The organism is Streptomyces sp. NPDC001970, from assembly GCF_053594115.1.
Genome location: NZ_JBSFDW010000003.1, coordinates 232,451 through 249,278 on the forward strand (window position 1 = coordinate 232,451; position 16,828 = coordinate 249,278).

A 16,828-nucleotide genomic window follows, 5' to 3' on the forward strand; every position below is an offset into this window, starting at 1 on the left:
CGCGTACGTCCAATATTCGTTCGAGGAGTGGACGTTGGTCTTGCTAGTTTCCTGGACGTGGCGAAACTCAATCAGATCATCGCGGTCGAGAAGGGCGTCAAGTCCAAGGCGCATCAGGACCTCACGGCGGCTCATCACGGCCTGCAGAAGCCCGCACTGCTGGCCGGTATCGCGCGGACGTACCAGCCCAAGGACGAAGAGGGCGAGCAGCTCCCGCCCGAGTCCACGCTGGTCCAGGTCAAGGCCGAGGACGTGCTGCGCGACACCGCGAAGACGCTGACCCGGCTGTTCGACGTGACCGCCACGAAGGACTGGGCGAACTGCACGGCCCGCGCCGACATCACCGTCGACGGGCGCGTGCTGGTGGCCGATGCGCCCGTCGCGTATCTCCTCTTCCTGGAGAAGCAGCTGACGGACCTCAACACCTTCGTGCGCAAGCTGCCGGTGCTGGACGCCGCCGAGTCGTGGTCTCAGGACCCGTCGACGGACTCCTGGAAGACCGAGCCGGTCAAGACGGTCCGCACGAAGAAGGTGCCCCGCAACCACGTGAAGGCCGAGGCCACCGAGAAGCACCCGGCGCAGGTGGAGGTGTACTACGAGGACATACCCGTCGGGTACTGGACGACGGTGAAGTTCTCGGGTGCGCTGCCGGCCCGGCGGGTGAACGAGCTGCTGGACCGGGTGGAGAAGCTCCAGCAGGCCGTGAAGTTCGCCCGCGAGGAGGCGAACGGCGCGGAGGTCACCGACCAGCGGGTCGGCGACGCCGTGTTCGGCTACCTCTTCGGGTAGCCGCACCACAGACTCCCCGGCCGAAGAGCACATGGCCGGGGTGCGCGAGGAGCGCAAAGCTGAAGCTGAAGCTTGTCGTGAACGACGTGGCCGGCAGGCGACCGGCCGCGATGAATCTCAGACTCTCGCTCCAGACTCAGCATTCGCCGCTCATCGCCGGATCGACCGGGCTCGGGCCCTGGTGCGTCGAATTGCCGGTTCAAGTCCGGCCCGCGGAGCTCGATCCGCGGTGGTCCAAAGGCAGGACGCGACGCAATGAGACTGACCCGGACCCTCAAGCGTGCCGGCGTGCGATGTGAGTGGCATCAACAGGGCTCGGGGGCCGGCTACGCCCCCGGGCCCGCTCCCGCGTGTGGCTACGCCCCCGGGCTCGCTTCCGTGTGTGGCTACGCCTCCGGGCTCGCTTCCGTGTGTGGCTACGCCTCCGGGCCCGCTCCCGTGTGTGGCTACGCCTCCGGGCTCGCTTCCGTGTGTGGCTACGCCTCCGGGCTCGCTTCCGTGTGTGGCTACGCCTCCGGGCCCGCTCCCGCGTGTGGCTACGCCTCCGGGCTCGCTTCCGCTCCCTCTTGCGGTTCCGGCTTCCGCTCCCTTTCCGGTTCCGGTTTGCGCCCCCCGCGGCCTACTGGCGGTAGCCGCTCAGGAAGCGCCCGATCCGGCCGATGGCGGTGTCCAGGTCGTCCGCGTACGGAAGGGTCAGGATCCGGAAGTGGTCCGGACGCGGCCAGTTGAAGCCGGTGCCCTGGACGACCTGGATCTTCTCCCGCAGCAGCAGATCGAGGACGAACTTCTCGTCGTCGTGGATCGGATGCACCGTGGGGTCCAGGCGCGGGAACGCGTACAGCGCGCCCTTCGGTTTCACGCACGAGACCCCCGGGATCTCGTTGAGCCGCTCCCACGCGCGGTCGCGCTGTTCGTGCAGCCGCCCGCCCGGTGCCGTGAGCTCGCGGATCGACTGGCGTCCGCCGAGCGCGGCCTGGATGGCGTACTGCGCGGGCGCGTTGGCGCACAGCCGCATGGAGGCGAGCATCGTGAGCCCCTCCAGGTAGCTGCGCGCGTGCTGCTTGGGCCCGGTGACGACCAGCCAGCCGGAGCGGAAACCGGCCACGCGATACGTCTTCGACAGCCCGCTGAAGGTGAGGACGACCAGGTCCGGGGCGAGGGCGGCCGTGCTGTGGTGGACGGCGTCGTCGTACACGATCTGGTCGTAGATCTCGTCGGCGAACACCATCAACTGGTGCCGGCGCGCCAGATTCAGGATGCCCTCGAGGATCTCGGGCGGATACACGGCACCGGTGGGGTTGTTGGGGTTGATGATCACGACGGCCCTGGTCCGGTCGGTGATCTTCGACGCCATGTCGTCGAGGTCCGGGTACCAGTCGGCGGACTCGTCGCACAGATAGTGGACGGGCTTTCCGCCGGAGAGGGTGGTGACGGCGGTCCAGAGCGGGAAGTCCGGCGCCGGGATGAGGACTTCGTCGCCGTCCTCCAGCAGGGCCTGCACCGCCATGGAGACGAGCTCCGAGACGCCGTTGCCGAGGAGGACGTCGTCGACGGAGACCTCGGTGAGCCCGAGCGACTGGTAGCGCTGGGCCACGGCGCGCCGCGCCGAAAGGATGCCCCGGGAGTCGGTATAGCCGTGGGCCTGCGGGAGCATCCGGATCATGTCCTGGACGATCTCCTCCGGGGCCTCGAAGCCGAAGAGGGCGGGGTTTCCGGTGTTGAGGCGCAGGACGCTGTGGCCCGCCTCCTCCAGCGCGTTCGCGTGCTCGATCACCGGGCCGCGGATCTCGTAGCAGACCTCGCTGAGCTTGCTCGACTGCCGGAACTCCATGCGGGTGGCCTCCCCAGAAACGGTGTTACTTGGTTTTACCAAGTGGGAGCTTGGAAAGTCCAACAACATGTCTAGACTGCGTCGCATGCCACGTCCTCAGCGCCGCCGAAGCTACGACCAGTACTGCGCCGCCGCCCGCGCCCTCGACGCCGTCGGTGACCGCTGGACCCTGTTGATCGTGCGGGAGTTGCTGGCGGGACCCCGGCGGTACACGGATCTGCACGCCGATCTGCCCGGAGTCAGCACGGACGTCCTCGCATCCCGGCTCAAGGACATGGAGCGGGACGGTCTGGCCGCACGGCACCGGCTCCCCGCCCCCGTCTCGGCCTTCGTCTACGAACTCACCGGACGCGGCAGGGCGTTGCTCCCCGTGGTGACCGCCCTTGCCGAGTGGGGAGCACCCGAACTGGCCGAGCCCCGGCCCACGGACGCCGTGCGGGCGCACTGGTTCGCGCTTCCGCTGCTGCGCCGTCTGGAGGCCATGGGCGTGACGGATGTCGTCGAAGTCCGGCTGCCCGAGGGGGTGTTCCATGTGCGGGTCGGGGGCGACGGGACCCGACCCGTGTACGGGGAAGGGCCGGCGCCGCGAGGTGGGACAGCCTCACGGCTCGAACTGGGCACGGACGCGTGCCTCGCCGTCAACCGAGGCAGCCTGACCGTGGAGGAGGGCCTACGGGACGGGCGCATCCGGGTTTCCGGTGACGGATCGCTCGCGACAGCTCTGCGCGGAGATACGGACCTCCGGGACCTGGCCGACCCTGTTGCGCAGATGCTCGGTCCCGGACGCGAATGACGGGATCGTCCCATGAGCACGAGCCGGTACGAGGTCGAGAGCCTGTGGGCGGCGCTTCCGGACGAGGTGCGCGAGCGCGTCGACGAACTCGTCGCACGACGCCGCCGGCTTGCGGCTGTCTCGGTGATCTGGGCTTCGGGATTCGAGCCCCGTCCCGATCTTGGCATGTCCCAGATTCTGATCGCCGCACGAGCAGAGGCGCTCGGCGACCGTGTGGAGCCACCGCCGCCCCGGGACGTGGAGACCCTCGCTGCGACCGTCGCCGGGCTGCCCCGGGCGCCTGTCGCGTTCGAGCTCGGCCGGGACGGCGACACCGGCGGCTGGATGCAGGTGCTGATGACCGTGGTCGGTCCCACGGCGCCCGACGGGACGCCGGGGGAGAGTGTGTGGCTCGCCGCCTTCCGTGAAGTCGAGGCCGGGGCGGAGGAGGAGGCCGCGTCCGTGGCGTCGGTCCTCGCCGAGCGCTTCCGCGTCCCGCTGCGCACCTTGGGCGAGAAGCCATGATGGGCCGGTGAGACTCGAACCGATCACCTGGGAACGGCTGACCGAAGCCGTCGCCGACCGGACCGTGGGGATCAAGACCGGCGACGGGAGCCCCTGGCTGCGCATCGCGGTCGACGGTGCCCCCGCCGCCGGGACCGGCACGGCGGCAGACGCGCTCGCCGAGGCGTTGCGGGTGCGCGGGCGCTCGGTGCTCGTGGTCGGCACGGAGGGCTTTCTGCGGCCCGCCTCGCTGCGGTACGAGTACGGGCGCGAGGACCCGGACACGTACTACGACGGCTGGTTCGACACCGGCGCGCTCTGGCGCGAGGTGTTCGGGCCGCTGGAGCCGGGCGGGTCCGGACGGGTGCTGCCGGACCTGTGGGACCCGGCCACCGACCGTGCGACGCGCAGCCCGCACCACGAACTCCCGCCCGGCGGCGTGCTGGTGCTGCACGGACCGCTGCTGCTGGGGCGCTGGTTCCCCTTCGACCTGACCCTGCACCTGAGACTCTCGCCGGGCGCACTGCGGCGCCGTACCGACGAGTCACGGCAGTGGACCCTGCCCGCCTTCGAGCGGTACGAGCGCGAGGTCGGCCCGGACGAGACCGCGGAGGTCGTCGTCCGCACCGACGACCCGCGCCACCCGGCGTGGAACAACCCGTGGGGGACGTAGGGCCCGGGCTTCGGGGGCGGCGGGTCAGCAGGTGCCGTCCGGCCGCCCCGGCGGGCGGCCCCCGCGCAGGGTGACGGCGAGCGCACCCGCCCGGCAGCCCTCTTGCCCCGCGGCCGCCGGGTCCGCACCTGCCAGGAGGGCGGCGAGGAACGCACCGGTGAACGCGTCGCCCGCGCCCGTCGAGTCGACCGCCTTCGCCGGGACCGGCGGCACGCGGGCCGTCACCACGCCCGACTCGGCCACCACCGCCCCGTCCGCGCCGAGCGTGACGACGGCCAGCGGCACCTGTCGGCTCAGCTTCGCGGCGGCGTCGGCGACGTCCGGGATTCCGGTGAGGAGTCTGGCCTCGTCGGCGTTGGGCAGCAGCACATCCGCACCGGCCGCCGCCGCGAGGAAGCGGTCCACGCCGAGGGTGGCGATGAAGCCCGCCGACGCCGGGTCCACGCTCACCGGCACGCCCCGCTCGCGGGCGTCGGCGAGGGCGAGGACGGCCAGGTCCCGGCTCGGCGGTGCGAAGAAGAGATAGCCGGACAGATGGAGCCGCCCGACCCCGTCGAGCAGGGCCGGCGACCAGTCGGCGGGGGAGATCCGCAGAGCCGCTCCGCTGTCGGTGAGAAACGTGCGCTCCGCGTGCGCGTCGACGAGCGCGACGACCGTGGCCGTCTGCGCCTCGTCGTCGGGCACCAGGAGCGGCCGCACCCCGGCCCGGCGCAGGTGTACGGCGTGCCAGGACGCGGCGTCGGCGCCGACCCGGCCGAGCAGGCGTACGTCGGCACAGCCCGAGTGCGCGGCCCAGCAGGCGGCGTTGGCGCCCGCGCCGCCCGGCAGGGTCCGTATCTCGGCGGCCGTGTCCGTCCCGTGCGCGAGCGCCGAACCGTGGCGGGCCACGACATCGGTGGCCACGTCCCCGATGACCAGCAGCGCACCGGACGCGGCGGCAGGACGCGTCACAGCGCCGCCGCGATCCGCGCCGCCAGCCGCACATTGCCGCGTACGGCCGCCAGATTCGCCTCCAGGGACGCGCCCTCCGTGCGCCGCATCAGATGGTCGAGGAGGAAGGGGGTGACCGACTGGCCCGTGATGCCCCGCTCCCGGCATTCGTCCAGCGCCTCCGCCAGCACCCGGTCGTGCAGCCGCGGGTCGAGCTGCTCGTCCTCGGGCACGGGGTGGGCGACGATCAGCGCCGTGTCGGGGCCGCCGAGGGCAGCCTGGGCGCGTATCACCTCGGCCACCTCCTCCGGTGTGCGGACCGTCCAGTCGACGGGTTCGCCCGAGGAGGTCAGATAGAAGCCGGGGAAGTGGTCGGTGCCGTAGCCGAGCACGCCGACGCCCAGGGTCTCGAGCCGCTGGAGGGTCGCAGGGACGTCGAGGATCGACTTCACCCCGGCGCAGACGACGGCGATCCGGGTCTGCGCGAGCAGCCGCAGATCCGCCGACTCGTCCTGGGTCGTGGTCCACTCCCGGTGCACCCCGCCGAGCCCGCCCGTCGCGAACACCCTGATCCCGGCACGAGCGGCGAGGAACGCCGTGGCCGACACGGTCGTCGCCCCGCTCGCCCCCTTTACGAGGGCGGGCGCGAGATCGCGGTGGCCGAGCTTGCGCACCCCGGGGTCCGTGGCGACGCGCTCCAACTGGCCCTTGTCCAGGCCGACATGGGCCCTTCCGTCGAGCACGGCGATCGTCGCGGGCACCGCGCCCTCGCTTCTGACCAGCGACTCCAGCTCCTCGGCGACCGCCAGGTTGCGTGGGCGCGGCAGCCCGTGCGCGATGATCGTGGACTCCAGGGCGACGACGGGCCGGCGCGCGTCCAGCGCCTCCCGTACCTCTTCCGACAACAGCAGCGTGGTCTCGGGCATGTCCCCATCCCTGGCACACAGGCCCCCTGCGCAAACGTTTCCGCACGGTTCCGCCCGTGCAGCCGTCTGCCCGTTCGCCCCTCCCGCCCCGGACTCTCCGCCAGCCACCACCACCGTGAGCGCTGCGCGGGCCGGGTGTGCGGGCCGGGCGTGCGGGCCGGCGGGCGAGGCAGCCGCACGGACCCTGCCTCTCGCGTCGGTGCCGCACACCTGCGGATGCTCCCCACGGGCACGGTCCCAGCTGCGCTCCGCTGCGGGCGGGGAACGGACCACCAGGGTCCGGCCCCGCTACCGGGCGCTCATCGCCGGCAGACGACTCACCAGGCAGGCGACGGATGTCGTCGAGCACGTGGGCTTTCGCGAGGCCGAGTGGCCGGACCGGAGCGCACGGGCTCCTTTCAGCCGGTCCTTGGCGCGAGGCGCCCAACCGCCCCCGCTAAGGTGACGCGCCATGACGACCTTTGATCACAGCGCTGCCACGCCCGCTTCCCCTTCGTTCGCCGTGCACATCCCGGACGTCGAGCTGGAGGTCGAGCCGCTCGACCCCGGTCAGATCGTCTCCGGCGAGCCGGTCGTGACCGGAAAGGTGCTGTGGGAGTCCGAGGACGGCAAGCAGCTCCGCGGCATCTGGCAGATCACGCCGGGCGTGGTGACCGACACCGAGGCCAACGAGCTCTTCGTCGTCGTGAGCGGCCGCGCCACGATCGAGGTCGAGGGCGGCGACACCTTCGGCGTCGGACCCGGCGACGCCTGTGTGCTGCGCGAGGGCGACCGTACGACCTGGACCGTCCACGAGACGCTGCGGAAGGCGTACCACATCACTCTTTGAGGCCGATGTCCTGAGCCGCCGGGCAGGTGAGGCCGCCGGAGGAGTCCGGAACGGCCGCGGCATCCGGAGCGCCCGAGACGGCGGCCCGGGTATCCGGTGCGGCCGGGGTATCCGAGGTGGACGGGGCCTCCGGGGTGTCCGAGGCGGCCGGGGCCTTCGAGGTGTCCGGGACATCCGCATGCGACCGGGCCAGTGCGCGGTGAATAACCAGCGCGGCCAGAGGGAGGAGCAGGCAGGCTCCGACCGCGTTGAGCCAGCCGTAGCCCGCGTTCGACACGATGAGGCCCGCCGCCACGCCGCCGATGCCCGCCGTCGCGTTCATCGTCAGGTCCGAGAGGCCCTGGACGGCGGCGCGGGCCGGGCCCGGGACCGAGTCCGTGAGGAGCGCGGAGCCCGAGACCAGTCCGGCGGACCAGCCGAGGCCGAGCAGGAAGAGACCCACCGCGGTACGGGCATGGCTTCCCCCGGCCGTACCCGCCAGCAGTGCCGCACACGAGAGCAGTCCCACGGCCAGGCCGATCACCGTGAGCCGCCCGAGACGGTCGGACAGCCAGCCCATCACCGGCGAGAACGCGTACATGCCCGCGATATGGCCGCTGATGACCAGGCCGATGAGTTCGATGCCCGCGCCGTGGTGGCTCAGCGCGACCGGGGTCATCGACATGATCGACACCATCGCGGTGTGCGAGACCGCGACGGTGACGAGCGCAAGCCGGGCGGGCGCGGACTCCCGCACCGTTCGCACGGCCGTCCGCAGGGAACGTCCTTCCCGCGGGCCCTCCTCGGCCGGCGCCAGTGCCCGCGCCGTCAGCAGCGGATCAGGTCGCAGCAGCACCGCGACGACCAGCGCCGATATCAGGAACACTCCTGCCGCCCAAAGGAACGGACCGGCCGCCTCGGGAATCCCGAGCCCGGATACGCTCCGCCCCGCCGGCGCCGCGATGTTCGGACCGAGCACCGCCCCGATGGTGGTCGCCCACACCACCGTGGAGATGGCCCGTGCCCGGCGGTCCGGCTCCGCGAGGTCCGCGGCGGCGAACCGCGCCTGCAGATTCGCCGACGAGGCCGCCCCGAACGCCGCCATCCCGAGCAGAAGCAGCGGAAAGCTCCCGATCACCGCGGCCACGACCACCACACCGGCACCGACAGCCCCGATGAGATACGCCAGGACGAGCCCCGGGCGTCGCCCGCGTGCGGTCATGAGCGCCGCCAGCGGCAGCGACAGCAGCGCCGTTCCGGCGACGGTGGCGGTGGGGGCGAGGCCGGCCAGCGCCTCGGTACCGCTCACCTCCTGGGCGAGCACCGTGGCCAGGGCGATGCCCGTCGCGACGCCGAGCCCTCCGAGAATCTGGCTGATGATCAGCACGGGCGTGATCCGCCGCCTCAGAGCGGGCAGATGCGACGCGCTGAGCGCGGTCTTCTTGCGGTCACGGGATGTACGGGCAGATGTACTGGGCACCGCCGCAGTGTGCCAGTTACGTACGTCTGTGCGGAACCGTCTGTCCGGCCCTCCCCTCAGAACAGCGGCTGCGGGAGCACCCCCTCCAGCGCCAGCAGCTTCCGCTTCGTCTCCCGCCCGCCCCCGAAGCCTCCGAGGCCGCCGTCGCTCTCCACCACCCGGTGGCACGGCACCACGACCGGCAGCGGATTCGACCCCATGGCAGCCCCCACCGCCTGTGCGGCGCCGGGCTGGCCCACCCGGTCGGCCAGGTCGCCGTACCCGACGACCGAGCCGTACGGCACGCCGGACGCCAGCTCGCGCAGCACCTGCCGGTTGAAGCCGGACGTCAGCGACCAGTCCAGCGGGAGCGCGAAGCCCCGGCGCCTCCCCGTGAAGTACTCCTCGAGCTGGCGTATCGGCTCGGCGAGCAGCACCGGGGCCGCCGCGCCCCCGGACCCGTTTCCTGGCGCGTTCCCCTGGCCGTCCCCCGACCTGTCGCGAGCCCTGTCCCCCGACGCGACCTCGACCGGCTCCGCGCCCAGCCGCGCGGCCAGCTGCCCGAGGGCCCTGTCGCGCACCGGCGCGTCGGCATGGAAGACCACGCTCACCAGCCCCGCCCCGGTGGCGGCGAGCAGCAGCGGCCCGATGTCCGAGCACACGACGGTCCACTCGAAACTGTTCATGCGGACCACCGTACGAGCGCCCACTGACAACCGGCCCCGACCTGCGAATACGGGCCCCGATGTCTGCTCGCCGCCACGCTCGCCATACTCTCGCCCCCACCAGGCATCCCCGACGAGGAGCGCACGGGGCACGGGTGGCACAAGCGGCGAAGGAGACCGAGGCATGCAGGGCACAGTCGACGGTTTCACCTACGGCGTCGTCACACCTGTGGCCGCCTACCTCATGGCCTGCCTCGGCGGCGCCCTGGGGCTGCGCTGCACCACCAGATCAGTGCGCAACGGCAGGTCCCTCAAGCCCGGCTGGCGGGCGCTCGGCGCCATCTCCATCGGCTCCGGGATCTGGACCATGCACTTCATCGCGATGATGGGCTTCACCGTGGCGGAGGCCCCGATCAGCTACGACCGGCCGACGACCTTCGCCAGCCTCGGCGTCGCCGTCGTCATGACCGGCATCGGGATCTTCATCGTGGGTTACCGCGGCGCGACCGCGATGGCTCTGGTCACGGGCGGCACCATCACCGGCCTCGGCATCGCGTCCATGCACTACCTGGGCATGGCCGGCATGCAGCTCCAGGGCCGGCTCGAGTACGACACCCTCACCGTCGCCCTCTCCGTGGTGATCGCCGTCGTCGCGGCCACCTCCGCCCTGTGGGCGGCGGTGTCCATCCACGGTTTCCTGCCGAGCCTCGGCGCGAGTCTGGTGATGGGTCTCGCCGTGAGCGGCATGCACTACACCGGCATGGCCGCCGTCGACGTCCACCTGCACGGCACCGTCCCGCCCGGCGCCGTCGGCGACTCGCCCGCCACGCTCATCGCCCCGATGCTGGTCGGGCCCGCCGTCTTCCTGGTCCTGGCGGGCGTGATCGTCATGTTCGACCCGCTGCTCGTCATGGGTGAGCCCGACCGGCAGCAACCGGAGGCGGGCCGGAAGGCGACCGGACGCCGGGCGCGGGCGGGCGTGGCGGCGCAGCGGCAGCTGCCCGCGTACGGCGAGCCCGCGAACTGGGCGGCACCCTCCCGCTCGGGCCGCCGCGCCTCCCACCGCTCCCGCAACCGCTGACCGCCTGCTCCCGCCCGCGCCCGTCCCCCCGCCGATCCAGGGCGGGAGCCGGGATCAGGCCCGGCTGTCGGTGGTGGGTCGTACGGTGGTGGCATGCGGCCCGTTTCCCAGATCGAACGCACGATGGCGCCTTTCGAGGTTGTCAGCCCCTACCAGCCGAGCGGTGACCAGCCGACGGCCATCGCCGAGCTCGAGAAGCGCATCCGCGCAGGTGAGAAGGATGTCGTCCTGCTCGGTGCGACCGGCACCGGCAAGTCGGCGACCACGGCCTGGATGATCGAGAGGCTCCAGCGCCCCACCCTCGTCATGGCGCCGAACAAGACACTGGCCGCCCAGCTGGCCAACGAGTTCCGCGAGCTCCTGCCGAACAACGCGGTGGAGTACTTCGTCTCGTACTACGACTACTACCAGCCCGAGGCGTACGTCCCGCAGTCGGACACGTACATCGAGAAGGACTCCTCGATCAACGAGGAGGTCGAGCGCCTGCGCCACTCGGCGACGAACTCGCTGCTGACCCGCCGGGATGTCGTCGTCGTCGCCTCCGTCTCGTGCATCTACGGTCTGGGCACCCCGCAGGAGTACGTGGACCGCATGGTGTCGCTGAAGGTCGGCGAGGAGATCGACCGCGACCAGCTGCTGCGCCGTTTCGTCGACATCCAGTACGCGCGCAACGACCTGGCGTTCACGCGGGGCACCTTCCGGGTCCGCGGCGACACCATCGAGATCTTCCCGGTCTACGAGGAGCTCGCCGTCCGCATCGAGATGTTCGGCGACGAGATCGAGGCGCTGTCCACACTCCACCCGATCACCGGCGAGGTGATCAGCGACGACCGTGAGCTGCACGTGTTCCCTGCCACCCACTACGTGGCCGGCCCGGAGCGCATGGAGAAGGCGATCAACGGAATCGAGCGCGAGCTCGAGGGGCGTCTCGCCGAGCTGGAGAAGCAGGGCAAGCTGCTGGAGTCCCAGCGGCTGCGCATGCGCACCTCGTACGACATCGAGATGCTCCGCCAGATCGGCTCCTGCTCGGGCGTCGAGAACTACTCGATGCACTTCGACGACCGCGCCCCCGGCACCGCGCCCAACACCCTCCTCGACTACTTCCCGGAGGACTTCCTCCTCGTCATCGACGAGTCGCACGTCACGGTCCCGCAGATCGGCGCGATGTACGAGGGCGACGCGTCACGCAAGCGCACCCTGGTCGAGCACGGGTTCCGGCTGCCCTCGGCGCTCGACAACAGGCCACTGAAGTGGGAGGAGTTCCAGGAGCGGATCGGTCAGGCCGTCTATCTCTCCGCCACCCCGGGCACCTACGAGCTCTCCCGCTCCGACGGCTTCGTGGAGCAGATCATCCGCCCCACGGGCCTCGTCGACCCCGAGGTCGTCGTCAAGCCCACCGAGGGCCAGATCGACGACCTGGTGCACGAGATCCGCAAGCGCACCGAGAAGGACGAGCGCGTCCTGGTCACCACGCTCACCAAGAAGATGGCCGAGGACCTCACCGACTACTTCCTGGAGATGGGCATCCAGGTCCGTTACCTGCACAGCGACGTCGACACACTCCGCCGGGTCGAGCTGCTGCGCGAGCTGCGCTCCGGTGAGTACGACGTGCTGGTCGGTATCAACCTGCTCCGCGAGGGCCTCGACCTCCCCGAGGTGTCCCTGGTGGCGATCCTCGACGCCGACAAGGAGGGCTTCCTGCGCTCCGGCACCTCCCTGATCCAGACCATCGGCCGCGCGGCGCGCAATGTCTCCGGCCAGGTCCATATGTACGCCGACAAGATCACTCCGGCGATGGAGAAGGCGATCGACGAGACCAACCGGCGCCGCGAGAAGCAGGTCGCGTACAACAAGGCGAACGGCATCGATCCGCAGCCGCTCCGCAAGAAGATCAACGACATCGTGGCCACCATCGCCCGCGAGGAGGTCGACACCGAGCAACTGCTCGGCACCGGCTACCGCCAGGGGAAGGAAGGCAAGGGCGCCAAGGCCCCGGTGCCGTCGCTGGCGGCGCACGCCGTCCCGGGCGCCAAGGGCGGCAAGGCCGCGGCCAGGAAGGGCGAGATCACGAGCGACCGCCCTGCCACCGAACTGGCCGGGATCATCGAGGAGATGACCGACCGGATGCGGGCGGCGGCGGCCGAGCTCCAGTTCGAGGTCGCCGCGCGGCTGCGCGATGAAGTCAGCGAGCTCAAGAAGGAGCTGCGGCAGATGAAGGAGGCCGGCCTGGCCTGAGGGGCGGCTGGGGCCGAAGAGGGTGCAGGCCTGGCCTGACGCACCGGCAGCTGTGTTTCAAGACCGACACAAAAGCTGCCCAAGTCTGCTGTGCTGTCGGACCGACTGCGTAGGGTACGGGGCAACCGCACACACGGACGGTTGCGGGGGAACCATGGAGAGGGGACTGCGCGTGGTGGACGTATCCAAGGGCGGTGCGCCCGGGGGGCCAGGCGTCAACCTGACCAAGGGTCAGGCCATCAACCTGGAGAAGAAGGGCGGCGGCACCCTCACCGCGGTGCGGATGGGGCTCGGCTGGCAGGCGGCGCCCCGGCGCGGTCTGTTCGGCTCGCGCACACGGGAGATCGACCTGGACGCGTCGGCGGTGCTCTTCGCCGACAAGCAGCCGGTCGACGTGGTGTTCTTCCGCCACCTCGTCAGCGACGACGGCTCGGTCCGGCACACCGGTGACAATCTGGTCGGCGGCGCCGGCCAGGGCGGCGACGACGAGGCGATCCTCGTCGACCTGCAGCGTGTTCCGGTGCACATCGACCAGATCGTCTTCACGGTGAACTCGTTCACCGGCCAGACGTTCCAGGAAGTGCAGAACGCGTTCTGCCGCATCGTCGACGAGACCAACGGTCAGGAGCTCGCGCGCTACACCCTGGACGGCGGCGGGCAGTACACCGCGCAGATCATGGCGAAGGTGCACCGCGTCGGCTCCGGCTGGCAGATGACGGCCCTCGGCAACCCGGCCAACGGCCGCACGTTCCAGGACCTGATGCCGTCGGTCCTGCCGCACCTGTAGGCACGGCTTCCGCACGGCGTGACCACGCAGCTCCCGGAGGCAGCAGGCCGCCGGGAGCTGCACCGCTGACCACCGACGCACCGAGGGGACACAGGCGATGACGGCCGAGCTGGTCAGGGGGCAGAACCATCCTTTGCCCCACACCCGTCTCGAGATCCGGGTGTCGGCCGGCAAACCGGTCGTGGCCGGAGCCACGCTCGGCGACGAGGACGGCAGGGTTCCGGGTGCCGAATGGGTCGCCCACCCCGGCCGGCCGGGCCTTCCCGGGGTCGAGGTCTCCCGCCAGGCCACCGCCGATCACCGGATCGCCGTCGAACTCGACACCGTGCCCGCGGCCGTGCACCGGGTGACCGTGCTGCTCGCGCTGCCCCTGGGCCCCGCGTTTCCGGTCCGCTTCGGTTCCGTCGCCGCACCGTTCGTCGCCGTCGCCGACCGCGACGGCGCCGAGATCGCCAGCTACACCATCACGGGCCTGGACGCGGAGTCCGCCGTCGTCGCCCTGGAGCTCTACCGCCGCCAGGGCGCGTGGAAGGTTCGCGCCGTCGGCCAGGGATACGCGGGCGGCCTCGCCGAGCTTCTGGCCGACCAGGGCCTCGACCGCGCCGGTGAGCTGGCCGCCGCCGTCCAGGAGGCCGTCGCGCCCGGCCTCGCCCGTACGGTGGGGGCGCCCCCGCCCCGTACGACGGAGGTGCGCCGGAGCGCGGCGACGGCCGCAGGCGGCACGGGCGGCGACCCGGGCCCAGGGCCGGGAGCCACCACCCAGCCGCCGGACCGTACGGCGCCCCAGCCTCCGGCGCAGACCCACGACGGGCCCATCAACTACACGCACCCCGGCAGGCAGTCGGTCGCACCCCCGCCGCCGCCCCCGGCCGCACCGCCCGCCGAGCCCGGCCGGCCGCCCGTCCCGGTCGCCGGGGACGCCACCGGCTGGTCCATGGAGGAGCGGCTGTACAACCAGGTGTGGGGCATGTTCGAGGACCTGGCCCGCACCACGGCGGCGTACCGCAGCGCCGTCGACTTCGCCGAGTCCCGGCTCGACCAGGAGCTCGACCGCGCCCTGTCCGACCCGCGCAGCCGCATCGCGGGCTCCGGGGACGCCGCCCGCGCGGCGGCCCGCGCCAAGCACGATCAGCTGACCGAGCAGGCCCGCGAGGTCCTCGACCGCGATCTCGCCCAGCTCGCTGCCGAGTCCGACGTCGTCGAGCCGGCCCTGCCGGCCGCCTTCGCCCGGTGGGACAACCCCGTCTGGCACGGCTACCGCGTCCCGATGGAGGTCCCGATGGCCCTGCGCCTCGGTGATCTGCACCTTCCCGAGCGCCCGGAGCTGCGCATCCCCATGCTCATCCGGCTGCCGCTGGAGCGCGGTCTCTGGGTCGACAGCGGCCGTGCCTCGTCCGAGGCGGCGTCGCTGATGGACGAGGGGCGGATACGCCGGCTCGCCGTGGACACTGCGGTCGCGCACGCCGCCCGGCTGCTGGCGGTCTACCCGGCCGGCGAGTTCACGGTCCATGTCATCGACCCCGCCGGCTCCGCGGCGGGCGCGCTCGCCCCGCTCGTGCAGTCCGGGGTGCTGGACCAGCCGCCCGCCGCGGGCGCCCAGGGCGTCTCGTCCGTGCTCGCGAAGCTCACCCAGCGCGTCGACCTCGTGCAGATGGCGGTGCGCGGCGGCGCTGCCGATGCCCTGCCGCCCGACCTCGACACCGCCGAGCAACTGCTGATCGTCAACGACTTCCCGCACGGCTTCGACGACCGGGCCGTCACTCAGCTGCGCTATCTCGCCGACGAGGGCCCGGCGGTCGGCGTCCATCTGCTGATGGTGGCCGACCGCGAGGACGCCAGCGCGTACGGCCCGGTGCTCGACCCGCTCTGGCGCTCCCTGCTGCGGATCACCCCGGTTCCGGACGACCACCTCGCCGACCCCTGGGTGCAGCACATCTGGACCTACGAGCCGCCGCGCGTCCCGCCGGGCAGTCAGGTCCTCCAGCAGGTGCTGGCCCAGGTCGCCGAGGCGCGCCGGACCTGGCGCCGCTGAGCAGGGAAGGCGCCCTTCGGGACCGGCCGGCCCACCGCAGAGCCGCTGACCTGCTCATTTGACGCTTACATTACCCTTCCCTTTACCTTTCTTTGGTCTTTCCTGTAATCTTCTTTGCGCGGAGGGGAGTATTCCCACCTGCGGCGTTCCCGTCAGTACGGACGGACAGGACATGACCCGTCCCGGGGCGCCGGCCCGTGACTGCGGCAGCATGCCGCCCGGGTGGAAGAGACCTCCGGCAGCGACGACGCTGATCAAGTAGCCGTACGACGCCGGAGGCGCAGTGGACGTTTCATGGACCATGTGGGTGCTGACCATTCTCGGTCTGGTGGCCCTGATCGCGGTCGACTTCTTCATCGGGCGCAAGCCGCACGATGTGTCGGTCAAGGAAGCCGGAATCTGGACGGTGGTCTGGATCGTCCTCGCCGTCCTCTTCGGCCTCGGCCTCCTGGTGGCCGGCGAGAGCCAGGCGTCGGGAGAGTTCTTCGCGGGCTTCATCACCGAGAAGTCGCTCAGTGTCGACAACCTCTTCGTCTTCGTCCTGATCATGGCGAAGTTCGCGGTGCCGTCCCACCTCCAGCAGCGGGTGCTGCTCGTGGGTGTCCTGATCGCCCTGGTCCTGCGGGCGATCTTCATCGCGGCCGGCGCCGCGATCATCGCCAGCTTCTCGTGGGTCTTCTACATCTTCGGCGCGTTCCTGATCTACACCGCCTGGAAGCTCATCCAGGAGGCGCGCTCCGACGAGGAGGAGGACGAGTTCGAGGAGAACCGCCTCCTCAAGTCCATCGAGAAGAAGTTCGGCGTCGCCGACCGGTACCACGGCACGAAGCTCTTCATCCGCGTCAACGGCAAGCGCGTGCTGACCCCGCTGATGGTCGTCATGCTCGCCATCGGCACCACGGATGTGCTGTTCGCGCTGGACTCCATCCCAGCGATCTTCGGCCTGACCCAGGACCCGTACATCGTCTTCACGGCCAACGCCTTCGCGCTGATGGGCCTGCGCCAGCTGTACTTCCTGATCGGCGGACTCCTGAAGAAGCTGGTCCACCTGAGCTACGGCCTGTCGGTGATCCTCGGCTTCATCGGCGTCAAGCTGGTGCTGCACGCGCTGCACGAGTCGGGGGTCCATGTCCCCGAGATCTCCATCCCGTTCTCGCTGGCGGTCATCTGCGGTGTGCTGATCATCACCACGATCACCAGCCTCATCGCCTCCAGGAAGCAGGAGCAGCGTGAGGCGGCCGAGGCCGCCGAGCAGGCTGCGGCCGAGGCGGGCGGCACGGCCCAGAAGGACAGCATCGACGTCTGAGGGGCTTGAGCCGGCGCGCCGGACGCACCT

General features: G+C 71.3%; 15 protein-coding genes. 10 read left to right on the top strand and 5 right to left on the bottom strand.

The features are described 5' to 3' along the window. The first annotated feature begins 57 nt into the window (after positions 1-57). Complete coding sequence (locus tag ACWCP0_RS05630) at positions 58-789, top strand: DUF7873 family protein (RefSeq protein ID WP_451077580.1); 732 nt, start codon at positions 58-60, stop codon at positions 787-789. A gap of 619 nt (positions 790-1,408) precedes the next feature. Here ACWCP0_RS05630 and ACWCP0_RS05635 read toward each other — a convergent pair. Next, entirely contained in the window at positions 1,409-2,620 is a 1,212-nt protein-coding gene (locus tag ACWCP0_RS05635) for a pyridoxal phosphate-dependent aminotransferase (RefSeq protein WP_451077581.1), read from the bottom strand. An 85-nt stretch (positions 2,621-2,705) separates the two neighbouring features. Between ACWCP0_RS05635 and ACWCP0_RS05640 the strand changes: the two genes are divergently transcribed. From ACWCP0_RS05640 to ACWCP0_RS05650, 3 genes are read left to right on the top strand one after another with little or no spacing between them, the layout of a single operon-like run. After that, on the top strand, positions 2,706-3,413 hold the full coding sequence (locus tag ACWCP0_RS05640) for a winged helix-turn-helix transcriptional regulator (protein WP_451077582.1): 708 nt from the start codon (positions 2,706-2,708) through the stop codon (positions 3,411-3,413). Between the two features lie 12 nt (positions 3,414-3,425). Further along, positions 3,426-3,917, top strand: coding sequence for a hypothetical protein (locus tag ACWCP0_RS05645; protein WP_451077583.1), 492 nt, complete (start codon positions 3,426-3,428; stop codon positions 3,915-3,917). Positions 3,918-3,924: 7 nt separating this feature from the next. Beyond that, positions 3,925-4,569 carry a uridine kinase gene (locus ACWCP0_RS05650; protein WP_451077584.1) on the top strand — a complete coding sequence of 215 codons (645 nt, stop codon included), beginning with the start codon at positions 3,925-3,927 and terminating at the stop codon, positions 4,567-4,569. A gap of 24 nt (positions 4,570-4,593) precedes the next feature. Here the strand turns inward: ACWCP0_RS05650 and ACWCP0_RS05655 are convergent, their stop codons facing one another. Then, positions 4,594-5,520 (bottom strand): carbohydrate kinase family protein, encoded by a 927-nt coding sequence (locus ACWCP0_RS05655; RefSeq protein WP_451077585.1) that lies wholly within the window; start codon positions 5,518-5,520, stop codon positions 4,594-4,596. Then, complete coding sequence (locus ACWCP0_RS05660; protein ID WP_451077586.1) at positions 5,517-6,425, bottom strand: pseudouridine-5'-phosphate glycosidase; 909 nt, start codon at positions 6,423-6,425, stop codon at positions 5,517-5,519. Before ACWCP0_RS05660 ends, ACWCP0_RS05655 begins: the two co-directional genes overlap by 4 nt. Before the next feature lie 451 nt (positions 6,426-6,876). Between ACWCP0_RS05660 and ACWCP0_RS05665 the strand changes: the two genes are divergently transcribed. Beyond that, a complete protein-coding gene (locus ACWCP0_RS05665) occupies positions 6,877-7,254 on the top strand; it encodes a cupin domain-containing protein (RefSeq protein WP_451077587.1) in 378 nt (125 codons plus the stop codon). Here the strand turns inward: ACWCP0_RS05665 and ACWCP0_RS05670 are convergent. Together ACWCP0_RS05670 and ACWCP0_RS05675 are read right to left on the bottom strand one after the other, a co-directional pair. Continuing rightward, positions 7,244-8,650 carry an MFS transporter gene (locus tag ACWCP0_RS05670; protein ID WP_451077746.1) on the bottom strand — a complete coding sequence of 469 codons (1,407 nt, stop codon included), beginning with the start codon at positions 8,648-8,650 and terminating at the stop codon, positions 7,244-7,246. The two genes, ACWCP0_RS05665 and ACWCP0_RS05670, sit on opposite strands and share 11 nt — an antisense overlap. 119 nt (positions 8,651-8,769) lie before the next feature. Further along, positions 8,770-9,378, bottom strand: a complete 609-nt coding sequence (locus ACWCP0_RS05675) for a methylated-DNA--[protein]-cysteine S-methyltransferase (RefSeq protein WP_451077588.1) — start codon at positions 9,376-9,378, stop codon at positions 8,770-8,772. A 163-nt stretch (positions 9,379-9,541) separates the two neighbouring features. On the opposite strand from ACWCP0_RS05675, the gene ACWCP0_RS05680 reads away from it, so the two are divergent. The 5 genes from ACWCP0_RS05680 (at position 9,542) to ACWCP0_RS05700 (ending at position 16,798) form a co-directional block, all read left to right on the top strand. Then, a complete protein-coding gene (locus ACWCP0_RS05680; RefSeq protein ID WP_451077589.1) occupies positions 9,542-10,438 on the top strand; it encodes an MHYT domain-containing protein in 897 nt (298 codons plus the stop codon). Positions 10,439-10,531: 93 nt separating this feature from the next. After that, positions 10,532-12,673 carry an excinuclease ABC subunit UvrB gene (gene uvrB, locus ACWCP0_RS05685; RefSeq protein ID WP_451077590.1) on the top strand — a complete coding sequence of 714 codons (2,142 nt, stop codon included), beginning with the start codon at positions 10,532-10,534 and terminating at the stop codon, positions 12,671-12,673. A gap of 154 nt (positions 12,674-12,827) precedes the next feature. Further along, the gene (locus ACWCP0_RS05690) at positions 12,828-13,460 is read left to right on the top strand and encodes a TerD family protein (RefSeq protein ID WP_451077591.1); all 633 of its coding nucleotides are present in this window, start codon (positions 12,828-12,830) and stop codon (positions 13,458-13,460) included. Positions 13,461-13,557: 97 nt separating this feature from the next. After that, positions 13,558-15,492, top strand: coding sequence for a TerD family protein (locus ACWCP0_RS05695; protein WP_451077592.1), 1,935 nt, complete (start codon positions 13,558-13,560; stop codon positions 15,490-15,492). A 283-nt stretch (positions 15,493-15,775) separates the two neighbouring features. Continuing rightward, positions 15,776-16,798 (top strand): TerC family protein, encoded by a 1,023-nt coding sequence (locus ACWCP0_RS05700; protein ID WP_451077593.1) that lies wholly within the window; start codon positions 15,776-15,778, stop codon positions 16,796-16,798. Positions 16,799-16,828 lie beyond the last annotated feature (30 nt).